Consider the following 25,045-nt stretch of genomic DNA (forward strand, 5'->3'; position numbering starts at 1 on the left):
TCCGCAGACGTCGATGATCGTGGGGCACGCGGGCGCGGCCCTGCTCACGACACTGCGCGGGCTCGTTGTCACTCCGGACGATTCCGGGTGCTCTGCCCCGTCCCTGGACTCCTAGTTTGTGTCCCGGCCAGTCCCACGGACACGAAGGAGACGACGGATCTCATGCGCGTCACGACCACGTTTCTGCTCGGCGGGGCCCTTTCCCTCGCCTCCCTCACCCCGGCGACCGGCGCCGTGGCCGCCTCGTCCGGCCCTGCCGGCCAGGCGAGGACGTACGACGCCGTCCAGTCCTTCCAGAACCAGGCCACGGGCCGGTGCATGGACGACACCGACAACGGCTTCCGCACCTGGAGCTGCAACGGCTCCAGTCCGCAGCGGTGGAACGTGCGCGTCTGGGGCGACGGAACACGTGAGTTGAAGAACATCAACACCGGCCGCTGCATCGAGGACACCGACAGCGGCTTCCGCACCGCCGTCTGCAACTCCAGCCGGGAGCAGAGCTGGTGGGTCCAGGTCTGGAACGACGGCACCGTCCGCTTCCAGAACCAGCACACCTCACGCTGCATCGACGACAGCTCCCTGGGCTTCCGCACCTGGGCGTGCAACAGCCTTCCGTACCAGAGCTGGTCCTGAGCCCGAGGGAGACACACGCCCCGGCGCACCTCACGTGGCACGCCGTCCCGCGGTGACCACCGAGCAGCTGATGAGGGCGGCGGGGGCGAAGCGTTCGCTCTCGTCGCCGCCGCGGTCCCGCGCGTCGGACAGCGGAGCGGAAAGTCCGGGCGCAACCCCCTTGCCTAATGGTCAAGAATCGTTGACCATTACTCGCATGCCTACCGATGATCTTCCCGAGACGTTCCACGTCACCACGGACGAGCAGCTGCGCGCCGTCTCCAATCTCACGCGCCACCGGATCATGGCCGTGCTCCGCTTCGAGCCGGCGACGATCACTCAGATCGCCGAGCGGGTGGGCCTCGCGAAGGGGAGTTCCAGCTATCACGTGCGGCTGCTGGAGCGGGCCGGCCTGGTGAAGGTGGTACGGACGCGGAAGGTGCGGGGTGTCACCGAGCGGTACTACGCGATGGCCGCACGGTCGATCGCCCTGCCCGATCCGGGCGAGGGAGGGCCGGATCTGCTGATGCGGCACGCGGTGGCGGACCTCGAGGCGTCGCCGGCGGACGAGCGGCACGTGGGGATGGCGCATCTGCGGCTCACCGACGAGCAGTTCGCGCAGCTGGGGGCTCGGCTGCAGGCTCTGGCGGAGGAGTACCGGGAGCTGTCCGACCCGTCGCTGCCGGACGTGTCCCTCGTCTTCGCGCTGTTCCACCCGGCCTCGCGCGAGCAGGCCGAGGGGAGCGCCAAGTGACCTCAGCCATCAGGAAGTTGCCGTCGGGGTTCGGACGGCTGTGGACGGCACAGACGGTCTCCTCGCTCGGTGACGGGGTGTCACATGCCGCGCTGCCGCTGCTCGCGTTGACGCTGACGCGGGATCCGATGGCACTCGCCGTCGTCACGGCCGCCGGGACGCTGCCGTGGCTGCTCTTCGGGGTGCTCGGCGGTGCCCTGGTCGACCGCTGGGACCGTCGGCGCACGATGTGGGTCACGGACGCGGCGCGTGCGGTGCTGCTCGCGATACCGGCGGCCGCGGCCGCGCTCGACGCCCTGAGCATTCCGCTGCTCGCGGCCGTCGCCTTCCTGCTCGGCCTCGGCGGACTGCTCTTCGACACGGCCGCCACGGCCTATCTGCCGGATCTGCTCGGCCGCGACCCCGCGCTCCTGGAGCGCGCCAACTCTCGCCTGCGCGGCGCCCAGACCGCCATGTCCGGCTTCGCCGGGCCGCCCGCGGGCAGTGCGCTGCTCGCGCTCGGGCGAGCGGTGCCGCTGCTCGCCGACGCGGTGTCGTTCCTGCTCTCGGCGCTGCTCGTACGGTCGCTTCCCGCCGTGCCCCGACCCGTGCCGGAGGCCCGCGAGTCACTGCTCCGGCAGGCGCGGGAAGGCGCCTCGTACGTCTTCCGGAACCGGCTGCTGCTCGGGCTCGCGCTCCGTCCGGCGGTCGGGAACATCGCCTTCCTCGCCGTGGAGACCGTCCTCGCCCTCTTCGCGCACGAGCGCCTCGGCATCGACACCTACGGCTTCGGCCTGCTCCTCACGGCAGAGGCCACCGGCGGACTGGTCGGCGCGGGCATCGCCTCGTTCCTCGGCCGACGCCTCGGCACCGGCACCGCACTGACCTGCACGGCCGCCGTCGAAGGGCTCGCCATCCTGGGCCTTGCCGTCGCCCCCGACCCGTACGTCGCCGGCCTCGCGCTCGCCGTCTGCGGAGCCGGCATGGGGGCCACGATGGTGCTCGCGCCCTCCCTGAGGCAGGCGATCGTCCCGGCCCACCTCATGGGCCGGGTCGCCTCCACCTCCCGCATGCTCGCCATGTGCGCGGCCCCCGTCGGGGCGTTCCTCGGCGGCTGGCTGGCCACCACGTACGACATCCGCACTCCGCTCTACGCCGCCGCGATCCTCCTCCTGGCGATGACGGCCGTCACGGCGTCCATGACCAACAACCGCCGGATCGAAGCGGCACTGCGCGCCGCCGACCCGGCCGGCGGTCCGGATCAGCCGACGTCCAAGGAGCCCGCCCAGGCGAGTGCGCCGAACCCGTCGTGACGCCTGCCGCAGCTCGGCACGGGCCCCGACAGGCGTCCGGCCCGGGGTGCGTGGGTCCGCGGAGCGTTGCGTACGTCGGCGGCTTCGCCGGTGCCGTTCAGGCGGTGGCCGCCGGTCGTCTCGGCGCCGAAGCGTTCCGCCTGGGCCCGCAGGCCGTCCCTGAGGTCGGGTCCGTCGATGCCGATGGGGAAGCCGGGGACGTTCTCGACCTCGGTCGTGGTGGTGGTCGGCGAGCCGCCCACGAACATCGAGCTGCCGAAGAGAAGCGGCTTGAGCCAGGCGCGCACGGCGTGGAGGGCCGCGGTGTACCGGCGGGGCCGGAGCCGCCGACGAAGACCTCCCGATCGTCGGCGGTGGGCGGCGCGGTCACATGGGTCACGCCTTCTGCGGCTTCGCGTCGATCTCGGCGACGAGGCCCTCGATGAGGGTCTTGATCGCGTCCCGGATGGGGCGTACGGCCTCGACGCCCTGGCCGGCCGGGTCCTCCAGGACCCAGTCGAGGTAGGTCTTGCCGGGGAAGTAGGGGCAGGCGTCGCCGCAGCCCATGGTGATGATGTAGTCCGACGCCTGCGCGGCCTCCACGGTGAGGACCTTCGGCGTCCGGTCGGCGATGTCGATGCCGAGTTCGGCCATGGCCTCGACCGCGGCGGGGTTGACCCGGTCGCCCGGGAGCGAGCCGGCGGAGCGCACCTCGACGCGGTCGCCGGCGAGGTGGCGCAGGAAGCCGGCGGCCATCTGGGAGCGGCCCGCGTTGTGGACGCAGACGAAGAGCACGGAGGCGAGCGGAGCGGTCATCGGTTCTTCCTCGGGTCAGGGACGAGCGTGTGGCGGGGGCGGGACGGGACGGGAGCGCGGTCTCCCTGTGCGCGAGCGCGCCCGGTCGCTCGGCGGCGGACCGCTCCTCCAGCACCGCGTGGCAGGTACGGACGTGGGCGTGCGCGGCGCGCCGCTCGCGGGAGTCGACAGCCCAGGCTGGTATCAGCTCCAGGTGATATGAGAATATCAGTCCATGATGACGTCAGTCGATGCTGATCTGATTCGGGTGCTCGGTGATCCCCTGCGCCTCCGGATCGTGACCCTGCTCGCCCGCGAGACGCTCTGCACCACCCACCTCGTGGAGGAGACCGGTGCCAAGCAGACCAACCTCTCGAACCACCTGAGAGTGCTGCGCGAGGCCGGGGTCGTGGAGACGGAGCCGTGCGGCCGGTTCACCTACTACCGGCTCAAGCCCGATGTCATCGAGCAGCTCGCCGACGGGTTCGCGGCCCTCGCGCAGACCGCGCGGCTGACCGCCGAGGCGAACTTCAAGCGCTCCTGCCCCTGAGCCTGTCCGACCATGCGCGTCGGATCAGGCCGGGCGGGCCGGACCCGACGCGCATCGTCGAACGGTCCTGCCCACCCACCTTCCCCTGCGTCTCACCAGTCCGAGGAGACCTCGCCCGTGACCGCCACCGAGCCCGCCGTGACCGCTACCGAGCCCGCCGCGAGCGAGGCCGTAGCCACCGCCCCGCTGCCGCGGCCCGCCCCCGGCGCCACCCCGCCCCGTACCCCCCTGGTCGCCCGAGCCGCCGCGGAGTTCGTCGGGACCGCCGCTCTGGTGGCGATCGTGGTCGGCTCCGGCATCCAGGCGACGGACCTGACCGACGACGTCGCGCTGCAGCTGCTCGCCAACTCCACCGCCACCGTCTTCGGCCTCGGCGTCCTGATCGCCCTCCTCGGGCCGGTCTCCGGCGCGCACTTCAACCCCGTCGTCACGCTCGCCGAGTGGTGGACCGCACGCCGCGGCGGCCCGGGCGCCGGCGTCGGCGCCCGCGAGCTCACCGTCTACGTGCCCGCCCAGATCGTGGGCGCGATCGCGGGTGCCGTGCTCGCGGACGCGATGTTCGGCGAGCCGCTGGTGACGTGGTCCACGCACGACCGCTCGGCAGGGAACCTGCTGCTCGGCGAGGTCGTGGCCACCGCCGGCCTGATCCTGCTGATCTTCGGCCTGGCCCGCACCGACCGGCTCCGCTTCGCGCCCGCCGCGGTCGCCTCGTACATCGGCGCCGCCTACTGGTTCACCTCGTCGACGTCCTTCGCCAACCCGGCCGTGACGATCGGGCGCGCCTTCACCGACACCTTCGCGGGCATCGCCCCCGCCTCCGTCCCCGCTTTCATCGGCATGCAGCTGATCGGCGCGGCCGTGGGCCTGGCCCTGGTCGCCGTGATCTTCATGCGCGGGAAGACCGACGCCGCGTGAAGCCCGTGGACGTGGTGGTGATCGGCGGCGGCCAGGCCGGACTCGCCGCCGGCTACCACCTGCGCCGCCTCGGCCTCGACTTCGTCGTCCTCGACGCCGACGCGGCGCCCGGCGGGGCCTGGCAGCACACCTGGGACTCCCTCCGCCTCTTCTCCCCGGCCGCGTACTCCTCCCTCCCCGGCAGGCTCATGCCGCCCCAGCCCGGCGAGACGTATCCGGACGCCGCCCACGTCGTCACGTACCTCAGCGACTACGAGCAGCGGTACGAACTCCCCGTGCACCGCCCCGTACACGTCACCGGCGTCCACCGCGACGGCGGGCTCCTGCGCGTGGAGAGCGGCTCCGGTACGTGGCGGGCGCGCGCTGTCGTCAGTGCGACCGGCACCTGGTCGCGCCCCTTCGTCCCCGCACTCCCGGGCCGTACGGACTTCCAGGGAACCCAGCTCCACACCGTGGGGTACACCGGTCCGAAGGCGTTCGCCGGACAGAAGGTCCTCGTCGTCGGCGGCGGCAACTCCGGCGCCCAGATCGCCGCCGACCTCGCGTACGCCTCCGATCCGGCCTGGGTCACCCTCCGCGAACCCCGCTACCTCGCCGACGACATCGACGGCCGCGCCCTCTTCGACCACGCCACCGCCCGCCGCCGCGCCCTCGACGAAGGCCGCACCGACACGGGCGGCGTCACCTCCCTCGGCGACATCGTCGCCGTCCCCCCGGTCCGCGCCGCCCGCGACGCCGGACTCCTGAAGGCGCAACCGATGTTCGACCGGATCACGCCGAGCGGCGTCGTCCGGGGCGACGGCACCACGACGGACGCCGACGCGATCATCTGGTGCACCGGCTTCCGCCCCGCCCTCGCCCATCTCGCCCCGCTCGGGCTCCGCGGCCCCCGGGGCCACATCCCCACCGCCGGCACCCAGGCCATCGGCGAACCCCGCCTCCACCTCCTGGGCTACGGGGACTGGACCGGCCCTGCCTCGGCCACCCTCATCGGAGTCGGCCGCCCGGCGCGCGAGGCAGCACGGCAGATCGCAGGGCTCGTGCGCTGAGGACGGCGTCGCCACGGCGCAGACCCGCAGACCCGCAGACCCGCAGCATGCTGCGTCGGTGTCCTCTCAAGGGACGGTGGAGAACACGGACGCGTCACCGGCAGAGGCACCTGACCCACTCCTCGGGCCGGCGTCCGCACGGTCGCGGACGCAGCCCTCTCAGCTCTCCCGGAAGATCAGAGCAGCGCCGAGCGACGCCTCCGCCGGCACGAAGAGCTCCCCTCGGGCTGTTTCTCGTACGGGCAGGCCGTTCTCCGCCAGGAGCGTACGTACCCGGGCGACGTCGGGGACGGCTACGGTGCAGGCGACGAGCGCCGGGAGCGCCGGCGGCTCCTCCCCCGGAAGCAGATCCGAGAGCTCTGCCCTGGTCAGGAGGGTGACCGGCCCCTCTGGGGAGATCGGCCGCCCCAGATACCGCGCGTACCGCTCGCTCACCAGGGGGAGTTGTCCGTCCGGCACGCACAGCACCGCCTCGACGAGGTCCTGGGCGCCGTTGGGGTGGTCGAGTTGGCGGGTGTGCTGGAACTCCGGGTCCACGTCGGCAACGACGCCGACCCGGCCTTCCGGCGCGCCGTCGATCTCCAGATAGCGGACGAGTTCCGTGCGCACGCCGTCAGGGGTCTCGACCGGTCGGCCGACGGTGTTCACCCCGCCGTGCACGACCCCGGCGGCGGCGAGCCGCTGCCCCGCGGCGTCGACATCCGGCGAGGAGAACATCAGGATGTGGAGCCCTTCGAAGCGATCGCGCCATCCGACAAGCCGGGAGCTGGTCTCCTCGATCCGCGACATGACCAGGGGAAGCTTCTCCGCGGGCGCCTGGAGCGGAACGATCCGCGTGCCAGGCGGCAGGCCCGCCGTGCTCCCAGGCTTGACCGGGGTCACCAACTCCACGAAGCTCCGGGACAAGTCGGCGTGGGTATTCGCTGCCCCGAACGGCTCCGGCTCGGCGCCCTCACGGGGTGCCGGCGCCGGAACGCTGGGCGGTGGAACGTGGAATCCGAGCCGCCGGTAGAGCGCTATGGCCTGTGCCATGTCGCTGACGACGTGCCCGACGTGGTGTAAGCGTGTGAGGTCGTGAGACATGCCCTCACCGTAGGCCCCGGCTCAAAGAGCTCCTGGACCGGACCAGATCAGACCGACCGACCGACCGACCGAGCCGTACATCCCTGGCCCTGTCCGACCAGTAGGCCAGGATGCTGTCGGCGTTGCGGATGCCCGAGTGAGAGCCATCGGCGTGGGCCACGGCACCGCGGCGGAAGCTGTCGCCGCCGTCGCAGGGGGTCAGTCGATGCGAGAGCTGCGACGTTCGACAAGTGCGACGTCCCGCCACACTCCGTGGTGGATGCCGATCCGCTCGCGGGTGCCGATGACCCGGAAACCAGCCCTCGCGTGCACGGCGAGGCTGGCGGCGTTCTCGGGGAAGATGCCGGACTGGATCGTCCAGATCCCGGCGGCTTCGGTGGAGTCGACCAGCGCCGCCAGCAGCGCGGAGGCGACGCCCCGGCCGCGTGCGTCGGGGTGCACGTAGACGGAGTGCTCGACCACTCCCGCGTACGCGCACCGGTCGGAGACCTTCGTCGCGGCGACCCAGCCCAGGACCCGGCCCGCGCGGTCGAGGGCGGCGAAACGGTGCCCGGGCAGCTTGGCCGCGTCGAACTCCTCCCACGTGGGCGCGGTGGTCTCGAAGGTGGCGTTGCCCTCGTCGATGCCGGCCTGGTAGATCGCGACGACCTCGGCGGCGTGGCCTACCGTCAGCGGCACGACACGCGACGGCGCGGGCGCGCTCACGCGACGGCGGTACGGGTCAGCAGCGCGCCCATCGCGGCGAGGACAGCCGGTTCGACCCGGTAGTACACCCAGGTGCCGCGCCGCTCGGAGGACAGCAGCCCGGCCTCCTTCAGCTTCTTCAGGTGGTGGGACACCGTGGGCTGCGAGACGCCGACGTCGGAGATGTCGCACACGCACGCCTCCCCGCCCTCGTGAGACGCCACCGCCGAGAAAAGCCTCAGCCGAACGGGATCCCCGAGCGCCTTGAACATGATCGCGGTCCGCTCGGCCTCGTCGGCCGTCAGCGGCCTCTCGGTCAGCGGCGGGCAGCACGGCTCGGCGACGGGCTGGAGCAGCGGCAGCACCTTCACATTCGACATACGTCTATGTTGACACATGTCGAAGCAGTGCCCCAGGGGCACCTTCATATCGATGAACGTCTATGTTGACGTTCATCGATATCCAGTGCCATGCTGGCACCACGGGAGATCGACAGACGTCGAAACAAGCAAGGGGACTCGCCATGACCGCCGCCGTCACCACCACCGCCACCACCGCCGACCAACTGCCCGTCGTGGTCATCGGCGCGGGTCCGGTCGGTCTGGCCGCCGCCGCCCACCTGACCGGTCGCGGTCTCGAGCCGCTGGTCCTGGAGGCCGGCGCCGAGGCGGGCGCGGCCGTGCGCGAGTGGGCGCACGTCCGACTGTTCTCCACCTGGGGCGAGGTCACCGACCCGGCCGCCGAGAAGCTCCTCGCCCCCACCGGTTGGGTGAAGCCCGACGCGACGACCTACCCGACCGGCGGCGACTGGGCGGCGCTCTACCTCCAGCCGCTCGCGGACGTCCTCGGCCGCAAGGTCCGTCTCGGCGCTCGGGTCACCGGCGTCTCGCGGGCCGGCCGCGACCGGATCGTCGACGCCGACCGTGAGTCGCAGCCGTTCGTCGTCCACGTCGCGCACGCCGACGGGCGGGAGGAGCGGATCCTCGCCCGCGCCGTCATCGACGCCTCCGGCACCTGGTCGAACCCGAGCCCGGCCGGGGCCTCCGGTCTCCCGGCCCTCGGCGAGAAGGCCGCGGCCGACCGCGTCTCGTACCGCGTCCCCGACCTGAACGACCCCTCCTCCCGCGCCCGCTACGCGGGCAAGCGGATCGCCGTGATCGGCTCCGGCGCCTCCGCGTTCACCGCCCTCGCCGCGCTGGCCGACCTCGCGCAGTCCGACGACGGCACGGACACGCACGCCACCTGGATCCTGCGCCGGGGCCTTTCCGGCTCCACCTTCGGCGGCGGCACCGCCGACCAGCTCCCCGCCCGCGGCGCCCTCGGCCTCGCCGCCAAGGCCGCCGTCGACGAAGGACACGCCGACGCCGTCACCGGCTTCCGCACCGACGCGATCGAGCGCGACACCGACGGCCGCCTGGTCCTGGTCGCCGAGGACGGCCGTCGCCTCGACCCGGTCGACGAGGTCATCGTCCTCACCGGCTTCCGCCCCGACCTCACGTTCCTCGACGAACTCCGCCTCGGCCTCGACGAGCGCCTCCAGGCTCCGGTCGAGCTCGCGCCGCTGATCGACCCCAACCAGCACTCCTGCGGCACCGTCTACCCGCACGGCGTCAAGGAGCTCTCCCACCCCGAACAGGACGTCTACCTCGTCGGCATGAAGTCCTACGGCCGCGCCCCGACCTTCCTCGCCCTCACCGGCTACGAGCAGGTCCGCTCGATCGTCGCCGCCATCGCCGGCGACCAGGAGGCAGCCGGACGCGTCGAACTCGTCCTCCCGGAAACCGGAGTCTGCGGCGGCGCCGGCCTCTTCGACCAGCCGGCCGCCGACACCCCGTCCGACGGCGGCGGCTGCTGCGCCCCCGCCCCGGCCCTGATCCAGCTCGGCACGCCGGCCCAGGCGCCCTCCTGCGGCTGACGACCACCGTCGGCACCCCACCGCAGCCGGCGGAACGGACCAGCGACGACCGACGACCGACGCCCGACCGTCCAGCGGTTCGGCTGCGGCCGCGCCTCCGATGCGCCCGAGTGCTCCGCGCGAGCCACGCACACGCACACCGGGGCCCGGCCGCATGGGAACCCGACTCGGCGGGAAACGCGTTTCTGGAAACAGAACCGGTGGGGCCGGCGAGGTCTCCATCCGATGCGTGTTCGAGGTTCGGGGGGAGCCGTGCAGGCTGCGGAACGGTTGGCAGGCAGGTACGAGCTGGTCGAGTTGATCGGCCGGGGCGGGATGGGCGAGGTCTGGAAGGGCCTCGACCTGGACACGCGTCGACTCGTCGCCGTGAAGCTGATGATGTCCGAGGGAGGAGGCGACGAGGCCGTGGCCCGGTTCCGTCGCGAGGCCGTCATCGGCGGCCGGGTACGCCATCCGGGCGTCGTCCCCGTCTACGACGCGGGGCAGGACGCCGGACGGCTGTACATCATCATGGAACTGCTGGAGGGTTCGGATCTGAGCGCCGCCCTGGCCGGGAACCCCTCGGGACTCCCCCTGGGCGAGGCCGTGAACCTGGCCCTGCAGAGCGCCGAGGTTCTCGCCGCCGCGCACGAGCACGGCATCGTCCACCGGGACCTCAAGCCGGCGAACCTCTTCCGCCAGCACGACGGCCGTGTGAGGATCTGCGACTTCGGGATCGCCCGCACCGCCGATTCGACCAGCGGCCTGACCGTGACCGGACGTCCGTTCGGCACTCCGGCGTACATGGCCCCCGAGCAGTGGCGCGGCGATCGCGTCGACTTCCGGTGCGACCTGTACGCGCTCGGCTGTGTGTTGTACGCGCTGCTCGTCGGCACCCCGCCCTTCAGCGGGGACTACTACGTCCTGATGCGCCGGCACTCCGAGGAGACCCCTCCCCCACTGCACAGCCTGCGGCCCGACCTGCCGTTCGAACTGGTCCGGCTCGTGGCCGCGCTGCTGGAGAAGGATCCCGCGCGCCGGCCGCGATCGGCGCGCCACGTGGCCGCCGTTCTCGCCCGGGTACGGGACTTGCCCGGTGGGGTGCTGCCCGTGGCTCGTGGGGGTGACGGCCGTACCGTCGAGGGGCCGGTGGTGGCCTGGCTCCTGGCCCGGCTCAGAACCTCGACCGACTGCTTCAGACTCGCGCAGGCGGCCGAGCTCGCGGCACGGGTGAGCCCCGCGCTCGCACTGGAACTGGTCGAGACGGCCGAGGCCCGCCTGTGGGACGACCTCCCGCGGCCGGGCTGGTTCATGATGAGCCTCGGCCAACTCGTGGCGTGCTGGCAGCACATGATGCCGAGACGCGTCGCCGGCCTCCTCGCGGCGGCCGAGCACCACCTCGGTCACGACGACGACTCCATGTCGCAGCTGGTGGGCCACCTGGCCCGTACGGACGAACCGGCGCGTGCCGTCACCCTCGCCCGGCGCCTGCCTCCCGGCAAGCACGCGGACAGCGCTTGGTTCTCCTTGACCATGTCCGCCCCGGAACCCGCTCTCGCCCTCTCCTACCTCGATCACATCGCCGACCCGCGCAAGCGCGCCCAGGCGCTCGGCCATGCCGCGCGGACCGTGTCGGACACGGACATGGACGAGGCCATGCGGATGCTCTCGCAGATCACGATGCGCGCGGTCCGCGTCGAATCGCTCGCGGGTCTGGCCGAGCGACGGGCCACCCGGTACCGCGATTTCATCGGCGCACGGAACCTCATGCGTCAAGCCCACGAGGAACTCGCCGCCTACCTTGGCGCCCACGAGCCCTCGAACGACTTCGACGCCTTCACCCTGCCCTCCATCCTCAGATCGGCCGAGGTCCGCATCGAGGTCGCCGAAAGCCGGCCCCGCCGCCCGCACCGACCACCCATCGACGGCGCGACGGCACGCCGACGCGGGTCGGCGATCCCCGACGGCCCCGACGGCCACCACCAACTCCTCGAACTGGCACGTGAGTACATCGGATCCTTCTCACCTCCCCCTCTCGGCGTAGAACTGCTCGACCTCGTGAGCCCACGCACACCCGTGCCGCCCGAGCCCGAGGGTGCCCTCGGTCCCTGAGCGACGTCCGCACTCCGACACCCACGCCGAGGCGGAGCACTGACCGCCTCAAGGCAGCCCTGGTCCCGCACTGCCGGTGGAGACGTCCCTCGACGGTGACCGTCACGGTGACGTTGACCGCGGTCCCGATCGCCAGGGCGTCCTCGGTGACGCCAAGCCCGTCGGAAACCGTCTGTTCGGCCCCTACCTCGCCGAGGTCGCCCTCGGACTCGTCGTCCAGGACATGGATCTGGGCAATCGGTCAGATCTGGGCGTGCTCGGATTCCGTGTGCTCGCAGGTCCTGGTGGGCGATCCCGTGCCGAAGTCCGGGCCGGTGAAGTCGGTCCAGGTGTTGAGGCAGGGTTCTTCTCCTCCCGGGCCGCCGTAGTCCTCGCAGCCGCAGGAGTGCGGGCTCGGCGGTGGATCCAGTTCGGCCATACAGGGACGGCCGACCCAGTCGCGTTCCTCTGGGGACAGGTACGCGCCCGAGGCGCGCACGAGGTCCGCGGCCTTACGACGGGCTTCGATGAGCAGAGCGCCCACCTCGGCCAGGGTCCGGCTCTGGGATTCCGTTCTGTCATTCCAGTTCACGGCTGTCGTCCTACCAGGTACCACGAGCCGATCCCCCACGGCGCGCCCGCACGGCTCCTCCGGCCCATCCGTCAGGGGCAACAAGCCGACGAACGGCAAACGCGGGTTTCCCGAGCGGAGCGGCGGGTCAGCGCGACAACACGGCAGAGGTGAGGACGGGCGAGGTCGGGACGGGCGAGGTGAGGGCGGGCGACCAGGGCCCGGGCAGCGGGCGGGCCTCGCCCGGCACGAGTGCAGAGCCCTGGTGGTGTGCGGGAAAATGCAGGGGAGCGGACGGCCCCGCCCTGTTACGGTCGGGCGCCATGAGCTGGCTTCCCGATGACTTCGTCCACCCCGTCCTGGTACCGCTGCCGGGCGGTGACCATCACCTGCGGCCGATCCGGGAGGCGGACACCCCTCTCGACTATCCGGCCGTCATGGGTTCGCGCGAACGGCTGTGGACCATCTTCGGTCCGGCCTGGGGCTGGCCGGCGGAGACCATGACCTACGAGGCCGACCAGGCCGACCTCTTGCGGCACGAGAAGGAGATCGCCGCGCACCAGTCCTTCAATTACGCGCTGTTCGACGCGGCGGAGACGGTTCTGCTCGGTTGTGTCTACATCGACCCGCCGGAGCGGGCCGGCGCGGACGGCGAGATCTCCTGGTGGGTGGTGGACGAGCTGGTGGGCAGCGAGGTCGAGCAGGCCTTCGACGCGTTGGTGCCGCAGTGGATCGCCGCCGACTGGCCGTTCGAGCAGCCGCGCTTCCTCGGCCGCGAGATCTCCTGGTCGGACTGGCTCGCCCTGCCGCAGCATCCCGACGCGTAGGCGGGTTCGACTCGACCGCCCTGTCGTGCGATTGACTCGTGTGTACGCACGACAGCGCGGCCGGCCATCCGAGCCCGGTGAGCCGGGAACCGTCGGACATGACGGACGCGACCCGCGGCCTGGTCGCAGGGGGATCTCGTGGCGGGCCTGTTGATGCGGCTGCGCCGTAGGCACCGCGACATCGCCTTCGTGTGGACCACCGGAGGCTACGCCGACGGCGGTTCGTGGTGCTGCCGGGGCGCTGGGGGGCGGCGCGGACATCCGCGCCGCCGATGCACTCACGCCGCCGGGCCGGGCTCGCGAAGGCGTACGCACTCGGACCCGTGTACGACCAGGTGAGGGCCTGGCCGATGGACTGCGGCGGTGCTCGTCCAGGAGCTCGCCCACCGATCCGTTGATTGACTGTCCGTCACCAAGGTGTTTCTGGTAGTTGTTGCCGTGGGGTACGGGCGCACGCCCGGGGCGGTGTCTCTTCCGGCACCGCGGGGAGGGCGAGTTCGAGGGGCGCCACGCGGGATGGGCTCCTCACGCCGGTCGGCGAGGAGAGACCCATGGCGGACATCGCTCCGCCTGCTGCGACTTCACCCGCGGATCGGTCCATGGGACACCGCTCCCCCAGCGATCACAGTCGAGACGGAGAACCTCAATGACCACCTACGCCGCCCCCGTGGTCGACGCCACGACCCGGATGAACGCGTACGAGGAGCAGGTCTGGCGAGCGCTCAACGACCACTGGGAGCGCCGCATGAACCGCCGGGTCCTGCCGAGTTGGGCGAGCAGCGCGCTCGGTCGCACCGGCGAGGCCGCGGCCAACGCCATGGGCCGCGTGAGGGGCGCCGTGCCGGAATCGGTCAAGGATCCGATGCGGCGCGTGGGCGACGCGATCGCCGACACGGCCATGCGACCGGCGGTCGGAGCCGCGACAGCACTGCTCGAACTGGTCAACGACCTGGCGCTGGAGCTCAACGATCCGAAGAGCGTCGAGAAGCTCGCCCGCAAGCGTGGCATCGAACTGGACGATTTCACGGACCTGCGACAGCAGGACCTCAAGGTCTGCGACCGGCTGCTGACCGCCAACACCCTGAAGTGGCGCACCGCCGGCGCCCTCGAAGGGGGCGCCATGGGGCTGCTGGCCATGGTCCCCGTCGCCGGAATCCCCGCCGCGATGACGGCGGACATCCTCGTGATCCAGGTCCTGAGCGCTTCGATGGCCTCGCGCATCGCGTACTCCTACGGCTACGACGCGAAGGACCCCGACGAGCAGCTCTTCATCCAGCGTCTGGTGCGCCGGTCCTTCATGACGCAGGCGGCCAAGGCCGAGCCCCTGCACAGGACCGCGCAGGCGGCGCAGGCGGTCAAGGGCCGCGTGAGGTGGTCGAGCAAGCTCCGCAACGACCACCAGCTCCTCGCCGCACTCGAGAAGTTGATGCAGCAGCTGGGTCCGGCCGGCTCCAAGGTGTCGGTCCAGAGCGTCGCCAAGGTCGTACCGTTCGTGGGCGTCCTCATCAGCGCGGGCATGAACTCCGCGGTCCTCGGCAGAGTGGCCGCCGACGCCCAGCGGTACTGCCAGACCCGATTCCTGTGCGACAAGTACGGGCTGCCCCTGCCCGCGGCGCTGGCGGCCGATCAGGGTGACGCTCCCCGGGCCACCGCCATGTGAGTGACGGTCGCCGTCGCATGCCCCCGGCGGGACGGGACATCTCCCGTTCGGCCGGTTCGCCCGTTCGCCGGACGGCCGGTTCGCCGGGGGCAAGGCGCGGCCCGTCCCCGGTCGATCCGTGGACCGGCGAACAGGGGGCGGTGGGATCATACGTACGAGTGCTACGCGGCGTCGCCCTCACCCGCAGCACCAGAGCCTGACCGTGCTGGACCGGCCACTCGTCCTCACCCTCCGCCGCGGCCCGGTTCCGCCGAAGCGGGGTGAGAGGCCGGCGCGCTGGGCGCGGGCCGCTCCGCCTACGCGGACCTCCGGTCGGGCGCGACCCGGCTGCTCGAGATCGACCACACGCTGCCCGACTCTGCCGACGGCCTCTACCTCGTCCTGTCCGAACCGCCCTCCGAGGACTGGTCGGTGGACACGATTCGCGACGTCTTCCACGTCCATGTCATCTGGCGCAGCCCCACCGGCTGGGGCGGCGAGAGCGCCGACACCGCGTTCGGCAACGGCGCCGTGGGCGATCACGCATAGCCGAGTCGGTCCGCTCAGGCCTGCCAGGCCTGCCCCTCCGGCAGCTCTCCGAGGCCGGGGGCGGAGAGGTGGAGCACCTCGTAGCGCTCGGTGTCCTCCTCTTCCGGTGCGGAGGTGTCCGCCCACACCACGAAGCGCATCAGTTGCCAATGGTGGGGATCGACGGCGAGCGCGGCGGTGTGGACGCCCTCATGGTCGCGGAGCTGTCGCAGTTGCTCGACCTCGCGCTCGACGCATGCCGACAGGCCGAGTCCAGTGCCGTCCGGGTCCATGTCGGAGGGGATCGCGGTGAGACGGCGCGAGGCCGACACGGGAGGTGCGGTGCGGGCGGGTCCGGCATGGCAGGCGATGCCGGACCAGTGCCGGACGGCAGGGCGGCCGAAGTCCCGGACGATGTTCTGGAATCCGCCGCCGCCGGCGAGGAAGTGGGCCATCGCGCCGGTGTCGTTCCACAGGTAGAAGGGCGCGTACTGGTTGACGGGCGAGCCGTGGGCGCCGCGTTCGCGGATGACGTACGCCTTCAGGCCCAGGCCGGCGCGGTCGTCGAGGGCGTGGCCGCCGGCTGTGACCCGCTTGCGGATGATCTGCATGTCGTAGTCGGCGGGCAGGGTGATCTCGTACTGCATGGCGTGCATCGGCGAAGCATCCTTTCATCGCGGGGTGGAGAGTCGAAGGATCCGGCCCGTGGGGTGGGCGGGGCGCTTCTACTCGTGCGCGGTGGAATGGAACGCGGCCAGGAGGCCGAGTACCCCCGCGATCGCCTGGTCGAACGGCTGTACCGAGCCGGCGGCGCGGGCCAGGACGTAGCCGCCCTGCAGGGTCGCGACGACCGCGGCGGCGGTCGTCTGCGGGTCGAGCGCGGCGGCCAGTTCACCGCTCGCGCGCCCCTCGGACATCAGCTCGGCGAGACGTGTCCGCAGCCAGGCGAGGGTCTCGTCGACGGGGGCCCGCAGCGCGGGGTCGGCCATGACGTCCGGGTCCTGGGTCAGGCGCCCTATCGGGCAGCCCTTGAGGACGTCCCGCTCCCGGTGCAGGTAGCCGGTGATGCGGTCCACCACGGTGCCCGGGCCGGAGAGTTGTGCCTCGGCCTTGGCCCGCATCTCCTCGGCGGTGCGCTCGATCGCGGCGAGCGCCAGATCCGGCTTCCCGGTGAAGTGGTGGTACATGCTGCCTTGCCCGGCGCCGGCCCTCTGCTGGATCGCCTTGGGACTGGTCCCTGTGTAACCGCGTTCCCACAGCAGTTCGCGCGTGCTCTCGATGAGACGTTCCGCAGCATCCATGCGCTCAGTGTACATACCAGTAGGTACAGCGTTGGCGAGGACCGGTCGGCGGTGCGCCCGCACCCGCTTGGAGACTCTGGTGCGGGCCGTCGCCTCGGCGTAGCCTGCCGGACTGTCGATCAGGTCGTGACGAGGAGTGAGAGTGACCAGTACGCGCAGACTTTTCCTGGGGGCGTTCACCGCGGGGGCCGTGACGGTGGCCGCCGGTGCGGGAACCGCGTCCGCCGCCGAGCAGGCCGAGGGTGACGTGACGTACCCGGGCGAGGTGCTGGCCCGCAACTTCCGCACCGAGGGCGGTACGACGTCGACGTTCAGGACCGTGTCCACGACCGCGACGTCGAAGCTCCACGCCCTGACCGTCCACCAGGCGGGTGTGGCCGGCAACGGCGTCGCCCTGAACGTCGTCTCCGACAACCCGAACGACTCGGCGATGTACCTGTCCGGGACGGAGAAGAGCCGGGGCACGCTGAAGATCCTGCACCGGGGCCACGCGGACGCCTCCGACGCGGGTGCCGCGGCGATCTCCGTCTACCTGGACACCGACGGCGTCACCGACGAGTCGGGCGGCACCGCCGCCCAGGGCATCTTCGTCACCCACTCCACGGGCCCCACCAAGGGCAACCTCCTCACGCTGCGGAACAACGCCGTGGACGACTTCGTGGTCAAGGGCTCCGGGGCCGTCGGCATCGGCGTGGCGATCGGCGCCACGCCGCGCGGCCGGGTGGAGATCGCCCAGCGCACCTCCCCCATCGGGCTCCTGATGCAGGCCAACGAGGACACCGGCAGCCGCCTGATCGAGATACGTGACCGGACGGGCACCGCGAGACTGCGGGTCCTGAACAGCGGCGCGCTGGCCGTCCACAACGCCATGTTCGGCGTCACGAGCGGCGAATCGTACGGTGGCGGCGACGGCGTGATCGGCATCCGCAACGCCACGACCGTCCCGGCCTCCGACCCGACGAACGGCGGTGTCCTCTACGCCGAGGGCGGCGCGCTCAAGTGGCGCGGCCCCTCCGGTGCCGTCACCGAGATCGGATCGGCCTGACCATGGAACTGACCCCCCAACAGCTCGTGGCCGAGTTCCAGGACGCCGTCATGGAACTGTACTTCGCCCGCAAGCGCATCGCGCTCCTGGAGGCCGAGAACTCCGCCCTGCGAGAACACCTGGCCGCCACCGGGCCGGCCCCCGAACCGGACGGCTCCTGAATCACTTGGCGGTCGTGCAGGGCGGGTCGTACGGCAGTTGGGGGACGTACCGCCTCCACTGCTGCGGGCTCAGGGCCCCGGAACTCGCGGCGCAGACGCGGCTGATGGCGGAGTCGACGTTCAGGTCCCAGAGCGTGGCCACGCCGTCGTCGGTGGTGGCGGCCAGGGTGTGCCCGTCGGGGCTGAACGCGAGGACGGCGACGAAGCCGGTCTCCACGGTCAGTGGCAGGCCGATGTCGGTGGGGCGGTCGGGATCGGTGACGTTCCACAGGTTGATCGTGCCCTTGTCGGTGTGGCCGGACGCGGCGAGGGTGCGCCCGTCGGGGCTGAAGGCCACCGACCACACGCTGCCGCCGGGCACGGTCAGGGGCGTACCCCTGCGCGTCAGGTGGTGGGGGTCGGTGGCGTCCCACAGGGTGACGGTGCCGCGGCTGTTCCCGGTGGCGAGGGTGCGGCCGTCCGGGCTGAACGCCACCCAGGTGGCGGTGGCGTTCGGCTGGGCGATCGGCTGCCCGATGCGTTCCCCGGGGTCCGTCGTACTCCACAGGCCGACCTCGCCGTTGCTGCCGTCGCCCCCGGCCGCCAGCATCGTGCCGTCGCGGCTGAACGCCAGGGAGTAGACGGACCTCGTGCGGTCGTTGGAGATGCCGGACCGTTCGACGGGGTGCGCGGGGTCGCCGACGTCCCACAGGGCGATGCCGCCGTCCTCGTCGTCGCCGGCCACTGCCAGGGTGTCGCCGTCGGGGCTGAACGCCAGGGAGAAGATGAGCCCGTCCGCCCCGGTGAGGGTCTCCCGGAAGCGGACGGGCCGGGTGGGGTCGGCGGTGTTCCACAGCGTGACGGTGCCGCCGCCGTCGCCGGCCGCCAGGGTGCGCCCGTCCGGACTGAACGCCACGGCGGTGACCAGGTCGCCGGGGCCGGTGAGCGGATCGCCGAGTGGGGCGGGATGGTGGGGGTCGGCGGTGTTCCAGAGCGAGACGGTCTTGTTCTGGTTTCCGGCGGCCAGCGTCCGCCCGTCGGGGCTGAACGCCACGGAGGCCACGTTGCCTCCGGCGCCGATGATCCGGGTCGGCGGCAGATGCCACAGATCGACGTTGCCGTCGGCGTTCCCGGCGGCGAGGGTGCGGCTGTCCGGGCTGAACACCACCTCGGTCACCGTGTCGCCGGGGCCGGTCAGCGGCCGGCCCAGCGGGCCGATGGCCCCGGGGTGGCTGACGTTCCACAGATAGATGGCGCCATCGGCGTCGCCGGCTGCCAGGGTGTGGCCGTCCGGGCTGAACGCCACCGACATGGCGGGCCGACCGGAACCCGTCAGCTGTTTCTTCAAGGGGGTGGGGTGACCCGGGTCCGCGACCTTCCACAGGTCGACCTCGCCGCCTTTGGATCCGGCGGCCAGGGTGCGGCTGTCGGGGCTGAACGCCACGGAGAGGACGGGATGTCCGGCCTTCAGGGAGCGGCCGGGGCGGGCCGGGTCGGTGGTGTTCCACAGGCGGATGGGGCCGGATGCGTCGTGGCAGGAGGTGGCCAGGGTACGGCCGTCGGGGCTGAACGCGATGCTGTAGGAGGCGAGTTCGGCGCAGTCGAGGTCCAGGGGCGCCGGCGCAGGGGCGACGTCGTGGGGGCGGGTGACGTTCCACAGGCTGACGAGTCCGACTCTCCGTCCGGCGGCGAGGGTACGGCCGTCGGGGCTGAACGCCAGCGATTCGACGGAGGACAGGGCGTCCCAGTCACTGACGGCGGGACTCCTCAGTCGGCCGAGCAGGACCGGGTGGCTGGGGCTGGTCAGGCTCCACAGCTCGACGAATCCGCCGGAACCGCCGTCGCCCGTGTCGCTCGTGTGGCCTCCTACGGCCAGCACCCGGCCGTCCGGGCTGAACGCGAGCGTCTCGATCGCGTCGACGGCGCGGTCCACGGGGACGGGTCTGCCCAGCGCCGCCGGACGGTCGGGATCGGAGACGTCCCAGAGCCGGAGGAGGTTCCCGTCGAGGTTCCCCGCGGCCAGCATGTGCCCGTCGGGGCTGTACGCCACGCTGCTCACCGTGCCGGTCGGGCCGGGCAGCCGGGTGGCCAGCGGCGTGTTGGCGGTCGTGATGAGCCGGGACTCCGCCTCCAGGGTCGGATCCATGCGGTAGGCCGTCAGCGCGAGCTGAGCGGACAACGAGGGATCGGTCGGTGCCAGTTGCACGGACGCCGAGGTGACGGCGGCGGTGACGGCCCGGTCACGGTCCTTCAACGCCTGGTCGGCGGACTTCCGGGCGTCGCCCTCCCGCTGGAAGGCGAACACCGCGGCCAGCGAGGCGACCACGGCCAGGGCCGTGATGGTGGCGACCGCGGCGCGCCGGAGCCGTTTCCCGCGCTGCTCGTGGCGGCGGGCGGCCGTCAGGAAGGCCCGGGCGGCGCCGCTGAGTTCCGGCCCGTGTGTCGCGGCCCACTCCAGTGCGGCCTCCAGGCGGTTGCCGCGGTACAGCGCGGCCGCCTCCCGGTCGGCCCGCTCCCAGAGCGCGGCCGCTTCTTCCAGCTCCTGCCGTACGAGGTTGCCGTTGCGGTCGTGCTCGATCCAGTCCCGCAGCCGGGGCCAGGCACGGATGAGCACCTCGTGTGTCATCACCACGGCGTCCTGGTCCCGGGTCAGCAGCCGGCCGCGGGTGAAGTCGTCCAGGACTCTGCCGGCCGCTTCCGGGTCCGGCGCGTGGCGCAGCAGTTCTTCGTACCGGACGCGCCGTCGGGTGTCGTCGGCGTCGCGTCCCACGATGACGAGCCGCAGGAACACCCACCGTACGGCCTCCCGGCCGGGCGGCGGCAGGATCTCGTACAGCCTGTCGGCCGTGGTGGCGATGGCGCCCTGGATGCCGCCGGTGACGCGGTATCCGTCCACGGTGAGGGTGTGGCCGTGGCGCTGCTGCCAGGTGGCCCGCAGCGCGTGGGCGAGCAGCGGCAGCCGGCCGGTGGTACTGGTCCCGACCGGTCCCCCGGCAGCGCCCAGGTCCGCGAGCAGCACCTCCACCAGGCCGTCCTCGACGTCGAGTCCCACGTCTGCGGCCGGGCGGCGGATCGCGTCCTTGAGTTCCTCCTCCGTCATCGGCTCCAGCAGGACCGCTCCGGCCTGGAGGGCCTCTCTGAGCTGCGGATGGGCCGTGCAGGCGGCGTAGAAGTCCGCGCGCACCCCCAGCACCACGACCGCGCCTCCCGTGGGCCGGGCCAGCCGGTCGAGCACATCGATGAACCACTGCCGTTCGGTCTCGTCGCCGCAGGCCGTGAAGAGCTCCTCGAACTGGTCGACCACGACGACCAGGCCCCCGGGGGCGGACTCCCCGATGGACGTCGCGTCGGCGGCTCCGGTGATCGCGTCGGAGGCTCTCGCGATCCCGCGCAGCTCGTCGAGGCACTGCGCGGGATCGGCCCGCCACCGCGGTGCCGTCTGCCGGGCGGTCTCGGCGTCCAGCCCGGCGGCGGCCGCCAGTGCCAGGGCCGGGGCGGCCGTCGGGGTCAGCAGCAGCCGCGGCCAGGTGCTCGAACCCTCCACCGGGAGCCGGCCCTCGTCCAGGGCGGGGAGCATCCCGGCCGCGATCAGGGACGACTTCCCGGCCCCCGAGGGGCCGATCAGCACCAGCGGGCCGCCCTCGCGCATCCGGGCGTCCAGCCGCTCGCACACGAGGTGCACCATGTGCTCACGGCCGTGGAACCACTGCTTGCGCCCGGCGTCGAACGGAGCCAGGCCCGGGTACGGGCACGGCACTTGGTCGGCGCCGGGCCCGGGCACCGTGCTGCGCCCTTCGTGTCCGTAGCGGACGTGGAGGTCACGTCCGGCCATGAAGGAGCTGCCCCCTCCCGTGACGTGCGAACTCTGGTGCCTCGGCTGCCAGGGAGGCGGCCCGTCGGGGGGTGCGCCGGTGTCACGGTCCGTCACGCCTGGCCGCCTCTGGTGACGTTCATGTCGCGGCCGGCCTGGAACGCGTCCCCGCCGGACACGTGTGCCTCCTGCGTCAGCGAGCCGGTGATCTGCCGGTCCTGGGTTCCGGTCACGTGCGGTTCCCCGCCGAACAGGGCGCGCAGCTCGTCGACGGCTTCCGGCCGCGTGGCCATCAGCCGGGTGATGCGGGCCTGCCACTCGGCGACCAGCAGTGCCTGGAGTTCCCGGCCTTCGCCCTCCCGCCGTGCCTGAACCAGCTCGTCGCGCGCGTCGTCGAGTTCCTCCTCGACCCGCTCCGGGTGCGCGGACCGCCACAGCGACAGGACCGAGGACCTGACCGCGGCCCAGCCGTCCGTCGCGAGCAGGTCGATCAGGCGCGCCGCGGCCACCGATGCCAGACCGGCGAGTTCCACACTCGTCTCCATGTCTCCTCCTTGTCACTCACCGTGTGTGGGCCGCGAGGGCGGTCATGGTCAGATGGGAGGCGACGAACACCCGGTCGCCGCCCACGGTCCACAGGAATCCCACGTCCGGCTGCCCGGGGTCGCGGTATCTCCACCGGGCCCGTCCGGTGGCCGCGTCGATGGCCCACAGCGTCTTGGCGCTGTCCGTGGCGAAGACGGTGTCGGACGAGCACTGCGCGCTCCTGCCGGAGACCCTCAGGGAGGCGTTGAACAGGTTGGAACCGCCCGAGTCGCTTGCCCCCTCCAGCCGCGCGACCCACCTGGGCGTGCCGTCCGACGTGGCCAGGGCGACCAAGTCGGCACCTACCGGCACGTACACGGTCGTGCCGTCCAGGCTGGAGAACGGGGCGCCGATCCGGACCAGGTCCCCGCTCCTCGCCTCGAAGCGCTGCTTCCACTTCTCACGGCCCGTGGCGGCGTCGACGGCGAACAGGGTGTCGCCCTTGCCGCCGGCGAACAGGAACATCCCGGCGGCGTAGCACGTCAGCGGCCAGCCGGTGCTGAAGTAGAACGCGTCGTCCGCAACGGACGCCTTCCAGCCACGGGCGCCCTTCCTGCCGGCGTCGATCATCTGGACGCGGGCGGACTGCTGGCCCGGAACGGCCGAGGTGGCCAGGAGGCGAGTACCGGAGGGCGGTACGAGCACGTTGTTGATGTCCGTGCCCTTGACCGTCCAGAGTCCCTTGCCGGTGGCGGCGTCGAAGGCACGGATGTAGCCGGGCGTCGCGGACCTGGCCGAGAACTCCCCGTCCAGCACGAGCAGAGTCCCGCACACGTAGACCGTGTTCCCTGCGACCGCCACGTAGTTGCCCACGTACATCGTCGTTTGGTCACGGCTCCTGCTCTCGATGGCGGCCATCTCGGTCGCCCATTTCGCCTTGCCGCTGGCGGCGTCGAACGCCGCCAGCAGACCTGACGCGTCCGGAGTGTCACAGAGCAGGTAGAACACTCCGTCCGCGTACGCCGTCGGGTGCGTGAGGCTGGTCGCGGCGGAGTCGCGGGTCGTGTTCAGCGCGGGGAACACGGACTTTCCGGTCGCGGCGTCCAAGAAGGACGTGGCGGTGTCCGTGACCAGCATGACCACCTTGTCGGAGGCCTCCAGGCAGGTGGGGGCGTGCTTCCCGGCACGCGACCACGCCTTGGCGGCGTCAGGTGCGGACAGCACGATCGGTTCCGGTCCGTCCGTCGCGGACGGCGACGCGGAAGGGGCCGGCGTCGAGCGCCCGGCGGACGGGGAGGCCGGGCGCGTCGTGGCCCCGGGACCGCCCGCCCCGCCGGCGGCCGGGCCGCCGGTCGCCGGTGACGAGTCGCCGGAGAGGGCCAGTGCCACCGCTCCGCCGCCCAGTACGGCCGCGCCCCCCGCCAGACCGATGAGCAGCTTCCGACGGCTGACCCCCGTACCGACGGCGACCATCGGCGGCGGTGGAACCAGGCCCTGGCCACTGCCGTGGGCGGCCGTCGAACCCACCGCCGAACCCGCCGCCGCGGCCGCGGCGGCCAAGTCGCCCGTCACCGCCTGCGGCAGCCAACTGCCCTGCGGCGTCGGCAGATCCTGACGCCTCAAGTAGTCGACGAGCTGCTCCGCGGTGGGACGGTCCGGCGGTTCCGGGTACAGGCAGCCGCCGATCACCTCGCGCAGCGACTCGGGGACGGCTCCCGCGTCCGGCTCGCCTCCGGTGGCCGCGAACACCACGGTCGCCCCGAGGTCGAGGATGTCGTCCGTCGGCGCGGATGCCGGACCGCCGGCGGCGCCCCCGATGCCCAGGGCGGTGATGCGCGGCCCGCCCATGGTGAGCAGCACCGAGTCCGGGCTCACCTCGCCGTGGACCGTTCCGGCGGCGTGGAGCACGGCGAGCGCCCGGGCGAGGCCGTCGGTGAGGAATCGCAGCGCCGGTTCGGGCAGCGGGCCGTGTCGGTCCACCACCTGCCGGAGCGGCAGCCCGGCGGAGAACTCGGTCGCCAGCCACGGAACGGGCGCGTCCGTACCGGCGTCGACCACCGGTGCGAGGAAGGCACCGGACAGCGGTCGTGCCGCCTCCAGGGCGGCCCGGAACCGGTCCCGGAAGGCCGGGTCCGCGGCGAGTTCGGGCCGCACGACCGTGACCGTGACGAGTCTTCCGTCGGCCGTGCGCGCCGTGAAGACGTCGTTCCCTCCGACCGTGTTCTGCCATGCGAGCAGCGTGTACGGCCCGATCCGGCGAGCGCCGTCCGCTCCGGGGTGATCCATCGTCCGCCCCCTCACGCCAGCCTGATCGTCTGGTCACGGGCCGCCTGGTAGGCGCTGCCGCCCCCGGACACATGAGCCGTCATGGTCACCGACGGCTCCGGATCGGCGGTCGGCTCCGGATCGGCGGTCGGCGCCGTACCGTGCCCGGCTTGGACAGCGGAGTCGGCATCGGACAGAAGGTCCGCCACCGCGTCGCCCAAGTGCGCAAGCCCGTCGGGCAGATGGGTCTCCGGAACACGAAGGAACTGCAGCCGCCCCAGCTCCGCGATCTCGGCCGGCAGCGCCGAGGCGTCGGGCAGCATCGTCGCGTCACCGAGAAGGACCGGGACGACTCGGTTTCCGGCCCGCAGAGCGGTCGCGATCTCCAGCCGGACCCAGTCGTGCGCCCGGTCCAGAAGCCGCACACCGTCCTCGCCGCGCATGTCGAGCCATCCCGGCCCGATCAGTACGCACATGAGCTCGCATTCGGCGGCCTGTCGCCGCAGGATCTCGGCGAAATCGGCGCCGGGCGGGATCGACCGGCCCGACTTGAAGACCTCGTTGGCCCCTAAGCGGTCGGACAGCGCGCGGTGGACGCGGTCTCGCATCCACCGGGAGTCCGGTTTGCGAAAGCTGAGGAAGACGCGCGGCACAAGTGCCCCCTGTCTGGCGGGTCTTGACGTCAGGGATCGTGC

Annotated in this window: 23 protein-coding genes and 2 pseudogenes; 13 read left to right on the plus strand and 12 right to left on the minus strand. The window is 72.2% G+C overall.

Annotation, left to right across the window (positions count from 1 at the left end; translation table 11 throughout):
• Positions 1 to 162: 162 nt before the first annotated feature.
• From AB0E19_RS00155 to AB0E19_RS00165, 3 genes are all read left to right on the plus strand, one after another.
• Positions 163 to 633 (plus strand): RICIN domain-containing protein, encoded by a 471-nt coding sequence (locus tag AB0E19_RS00155; RefSeq protein WP_362170647.1) that lies wholly within the window; start codon positions 163 to 165, stop codon positions 631 to 633.
• Positions 634 to 829: 196 nt separating this feature from the next.
• On the plus strand, positions 830 to 1,366 hold the full coding sequence (locus tag AB0E19_RS00160; RefSeq protein WP_362170650.1) for a helix-turn-helix domain-containing protein: 537 nt from the start codon (positions 830 to 832) through the stop codon (positions 1,364 to 1,366).
• Positions 1,363 to 2,658, plus strand: coding sequence for an MFS transporter (locus AB0E19_RS00165; RefSeq protein WP_362170653.1), 1,296 nt, complete (start codon positions 1,363 to 1,365; stop codon positions 2,656 to 2,658). The genes AB0E19_RS00160 and AB0E19_RS00165 overlap by 4 nt, the downstream gene beginning before the upstream one ends.
• Before the next feature lie 119 nt (positions 2,659 to 2,777).
• Here AB0E19_RS00165 and AB0E19_RS00170 read toward each other — a convergent pair.
• Both AB0E19_RS00170 and AB0E19_RS00175 read right to left on the minus strand, forming a co-directional pair.
• Positions 2,778 to 3,028, minus strand: a pseudogene (locus AB0E19_RS00170) (thioredoxin-disulfide reductase); the annotation flags it as partial.
• Positions 3,029 to 3,033: 5 nt separating this feature from the next.
• Positions 3,034 to 3,453 (minus strand): arsenate reductase ArsC, encoded by a 420-nt coding sequence (locus AB0E19_RS00175; protein WP_362170657.1) that lies wholly within the window; start codon positions 3,451 to 3,453, stop codon positions 3,034 to 3,036.
• Between the two features lie 214 nt (positions 3,454 to 3,667).
• Here AB0E19_RS00175 and AB0E19_RS00180 point away from each other — a divergent pair, with 214 nt between their 5' ends.
• The 3 genes from AB0E19_RS00180 to AB0E19_RS00190 all read left to right on the plus strand — a co-directional run bounded on the left by AB0E19_RS00180 (position 3,668) and on the right by AB0E19_RS00190 (position 5,946).
• A complete protein-coding gene (locus tag AB0E19_RS00180; protein WP_362170660.1) occupies positions 3,668 to 3,982 on the plus strand; it encodes a metalloregulator ArsR/SmtB family transcription factor in 315 nt (104 codons plus the stop codon).
• Positions 3,983 to 4,120: 138 nt separating this feature from the next.
• Entirely contained in the window at positions 4,121 to 4,897 is a 777-nt protein-coding gene (locus AB0E19_RS00185) for an MIP/aquaporin family protein (RefSeq protein ID WP_362172241.1), read from the plus strand.
• On the plus strand, positions 4,894 to 5,946 hold the full coding sequence (locus AB0E19_RS00190) for an ArsO family NAD(P)H-dependent flavin-containing monooxygenase (RefSeq protein WP_362170663.1): 1,053 nt from the start codon (positions 4,894 to 4,896) through the stop codon (positions 5,944 to 5,946). The genes AB0E19_RS00185 and AB0E19_RS00190 overlap by 4 nt, the downstream gene beginning before the upstream one ends.
• Before the next feature lie 159 nt (positions 5,947 to 6,105).
• Here the strand turns inward: AB0E19_RS00190 and AB0E19_RS00195 are convergent, their stop codons facing one another.
• The 3 genes from AB0E19_RS00195 to AB0E19_RS00205 all read right to left on the minus strand — a co-directional run bounded on the left by AB0E19_RS00195 (position 6,106) and on the right by AB0E19_RS00205 (position 8,093).
• A complete protein-coding gene (locus tag AB0E19_RS00195; protein ID WP_362170666.1) occupies positions 6,106 to 7,029 on the minus strand; it encodes a VOC family protein in 924 nt (307 codons plus the stop codon).
• A 198-nt stretch (positions 7,030 to 7,227) separates the two neighbouring features.
• Positions 7,228 to 7,734 carry an N-acetyltransferase family protein gene (locus tag AB0E19_RS00200; RefSeq protein WP_362170669.1) on the minus strand — a complete coding sequence of 169 codons (507 nt, stop codon included), beginning with the start codon at positions 7,732 to 7,734 and terminating at the stop codon, positions 7,228 to 7,230.
• A complete protein-coding gene (locus tag AB0E19_RS00205) occupies positions 7,731 to 8,093 on the minus strand; it encodes a metalloregulator ArsR/SmtB family transcription factor (RefSeq protein WP_362170672.1) in 363 nt (120 codons plus the stop codon). Before AB0E19_RS00205 ends, AB0E19_RS00200 begins: the two co-directional genes overlap by 4 nt.
• A 143-nt stretch (positions 8,094 to 8,236) precedes the next feature.
• Here AB0E19_RS00205 and AB0E19_RS00210 point away from each other — a divergent pair, with 143 nt between their 5' ends.
• Together AB0E19_RS00210 and AB0E19_RS00215 are read left to right on the plus strand one after the other, a co-directional pair.
• The gene (locus AB0E19_RS00210; RefSeq protein WP_362170675.1) at positions 8,237 to 9,628 is read left to right on the plus strand and encodes an NAD(P)-binding domain-containing protein; all 1,392 of its coding nucleotides are present in this window, start codon (positions 8,237 to 8,239) and stop codon (positions 9,626 to 9,628) included.
• Between the two features lie 270 nt (positions 9,629 to 9,898).
• Positions 9,899 to 11,719, plus strand: a complete 1,821-nt coding sequence (locus AB0E19_RS00215; protein WP_362170678.1) for a serine/threonine-protein kinase — start codon at positions 9,899 to 9,901, stop codon at positions 11,717 to 11,719.
• Positions 11,720 to 11,960: 241 nt separating this feature from the next.
• Here the strand turns inward: AB0E19_RS00215 and AB0E19_RS00220 are convergent, their stop codons facing one another.
• On the minus strand, positions 11,961 to 12,290 hold the full coding sequence (locus AB0E19_RS00220) for a DUF6422 family protein (RefSeq protein ID WP_362170681.1): 330 nt from the start codon (positions 12,288 to 12,290) through the stop codon (positions 11,961 to 11,963).
• A gap of 302 nt (positions 12,291 to 12,592) precedes the next feature.
• Here AB0E19_RS00220 and AB0E19_RS00225 point away from each other — a divergent pair, with 302 nt between their 5' ends.
• From AB0E19_RS00225 to AB0E19_RS00235, 3 genes and pseudogenes are all read left to right on the plus strand, one after another.
• Positions 12,593 to 13,096, plus strand: a complete 504-nt coding sequence (locus AB0E19_RS00225) for an N-acetyltransferase (RefSeq protein ID WP_362170684.1) — start codon at positions 12,593 to 12,595, stop codon at positions 13,094 to 13,096.
• Positions 13,097 to 13,742: 646 nt separating this feature from the next.
• A complete protein-coding gene (locus tag AB0E19_RS00230; protein WP_362170687.1) occupies positions 13,743 to 14,756 on the plus strand; it encodes an EcsC family protein in 1,014 nt (337 codons plus the stop codon).
• Positions 14,757 to 15,032: 276 nt separating this feature from the next.
• Positions 15,033 to 15,284, plus strand: a pseudogene (locus AB0E19_RS00235) (hypothetical protein); the annotation flags it as partial.
• A 14-nt stretch (positions 15,285 to 15,298) separates the two neighbouring features.
• On the opposite strand, the gene AB0E19_RS00240 reads toward AB0E19_RS00235, so the two are convergent.
• On the minus strand, positions 15,299 to 15,919 hold the full coding sequence (locus tag AB0E19_RS00240) for a DUF4865 family protein (protein WP_362170690.1): 621 nt from the start codon (positions 15,917 to 15,919) through the stop codon (positions 15,299 to 15,301).
• Positions 15,920 to 15,988: 69 nt separating this feature from the next.
• Positions 15,989 to 16,564 carry a TetR/AcrR family transcriptional regulator gene (locus AB0E19_RS00245; RefSeq protein ID WP_362170692.1) on the minus strand — a complete coding sequence of 192 codons (576 nt, stop codon included), beginning with the start codon at positions 16,562 to 16,564 and terminating at the stop codon, positions 15,989 to 15,991.
• Positions 16,565 to 16,706: 142 nt separating this feature from the next.
• On the opposite strand from AB0E19_RS00245, the gene AB0E19_RS00250 reads away from it, so the two are divergent.
• Together AB0E19_RS00250 and AB0E19_RS00255 are read left to right on the plus strand one after the other, a co-directional pair.
• Complete coding sequence (locus AB0E19_RS00250; RefSeq protein WP_362170694.1) at positions 16,707 to 17,609, plus strand: hyaluronoglucosaminidase; 903 nt, start codon at positions 16,707 to 16,709, stop codon at positions 17,607 to 17,609.
• Positions 17,610 to 17,611: 2 nt separating this feature from the next.
• Complete coding sequence (locus AB0E19_RS00255) at positions 17,612 to 17,770, plus strand: hypothetical protein (RefSeq protein WP_362170696.1); 159 nt, start codon at positions 17,612 to 17,614, stop codon at positions 17,768 to 17,770.
• 1 nt (position 17,771) lies between these two features.
• On the opposite strand, the gene AB0E19_RS00260 is transcribed toward AB0E19_RS00255, so the two are convergent.
• From AB0E19_RS00260 to AB0E19_RS00275, 4 genes are all read right to left on the minus strand, one after another.
• A complete protein-coding gene (locus tag AB0E19_RS00260) occupies positions 17,772 to 21,581 on the minus strand; it encodes a hypothetical protein (protein ID WP_362170699.1) in 3,810 nt (1,269 codons plus the stop codon).
• Between the two features lie 92 nt (positions 21,582 to 21,673).
• On the minus strand, positions 21,674 to 22,105 hold the full coding sequence (locus AB0E19_RS00265) for a hypothetical protein (RefSeq protein WP_362170702.1): 432 nt from the start codon (positions 22,103 to 22,105) through the stop codon (positions 21,674 to 21,676).
• Positions 22,106 to 22,121: 16 nt separating this feature from the next.
• Positions 22,122 to 24,371, minus strand: coding sequence for a PQQ-binding-like beta-propeller repeat protein (locus AB0E19_RS00270; protein ID WP_362170705.1), 2,250 nt, complete (start codon positions 24,369 to 24,371; stop codon positions 22,122 to 22,124).
• A gap of 11 nt (positions 24,372 to 24,382) precedes the next feature.
• Positions 24,383 to 25,003 carry a toll/interleukin-1 receptor domain-containing protein gene (locus AB0E19_RS00275; protein WP_362170708.1) on the minus strand — a complete coding sequence of 207 codons (621 nt, stop codon included), beginning with the start codon at positions 25,001 to 25,003 and terminating at the stop codon, positions 24,383 to 24,385.
• Between the last annotated feature and the right edge of the window lie 42 nt (positions 25,004 to 25,045).

The organism is Streptomyces sp. NPDC047974, assembly GCF_040653375.1.
Lineage (GTDB): Bacteria > Actinomycetota > Actinomycetes > Streptomycetales > Streptomycetaceae > Streptomyces.

Bases quoted from the DNA above. Each gene is read 5' to 3' on its own strand.
- AB0E19_RS00155 (WP_362170647.1), top strand. From the start codon at position 163: ATGCGCGTCACGACCACGTTTCTGCTCGGCGGGGCCCTTTCCCTCGCC.
- AB0E19_RS00160 (WP_362170650.1), top strand. From the start codon at position 830: ATGCCTACCGATGATCTTCCCGAGACGTTCCACGTCACCACGGACGAG.
- AB0E19_RS00175 (WP_362170657.1), bottom strand. From the start codon at position 3,453: ATGACCGCTCCGCTCGCCTCCGTGCTCTTCGTCTGCGTCCACAACGCG.
- AB0E19_RS00180 (WP_362170660.1), top strand. From the start codon at position 3,668: ATGATGACGTCAGTCGATGCTGATCTGATTCGGGTGCTCGGTGATCCC.
- AB0E19_RS00195 (WP_362170666.1), bottom strand. From the start codon at position 7,029: ATGTCTCACGACCTCACACGCTTACACCACGTCGGGCACGTCGTCAGC.
- AB0E19_RS00205 (WP_362170672.1), bottom strand. From the start codon at position 8,093: ATGTCGAATGTGAAGGTGCTGCCGCTGCTCCAGCCCGTCGCCGAGCCG.
- AB0E19_RS00210 (WP_362170675.1), top strand. From the start codon at position 8,237: ATGACCGCCGCCGTCACCACCACCGCCACCACCGCCGACCAACTGCCC.
- AB0E19_RS00225 (WP_362170684.1), top strand. From the start codon at position 12,593: ATGAGCTGGCTTCCCGATGACTTCGTCCACCCCGTCCTGGTACCGCTG.
- AB0E19_RS00230 (WP_362170687.1), top strand. From the start codon at position 13,743: ATGACCACCTACGCCGCCCCCGTGGTCGACGCCACGACCCGGATGAAC.
- AB0E19_RS00240 (WP_362170690.1), bottom strand. From the start codon at position 15,919: ATGCACGCCATGCAGTACGAGATCACCCTGCCCGCCGACTACGACATG.
- AB0E19_RS00245 (WP_362170692.1), bottom strand. From the start codon at position 16,564: ATGGATGCTGCGGAACGTCTCATCGAGAGCACGCGCGAACTGCTGTGG.
- AB0E19_RS00255 (WP_362170696.1), top strand. From the start codon at position 17,612: ATGGAACTGACCCCCCAACAGCTCGTGGCCGAGTTCCAGGACGCCGTC.
- AB0E19_RS00260 (WP_362170699.1), bottom strand. From the start codon at position 21,581: ATGGCCGGACGTGACCTCCACGTCCGCTACGGACACGAAGGGCGCAGC.
- AB0E19_RS00265 (WP_362170702.1), bottom strand. From the start codon at position 22,105: ATGGAGACGAGTGTGGAACTCGCCGGTCTGGCATCGGTGGCCGCGGCG.
- AB0E19_RS00270 (WP_362170705.1), bottom strand. From the start codon at position 24,371: ATGGATCACCCCGGAGCGGACGGCGCTCGCCGGATCGGGCCGTACACG.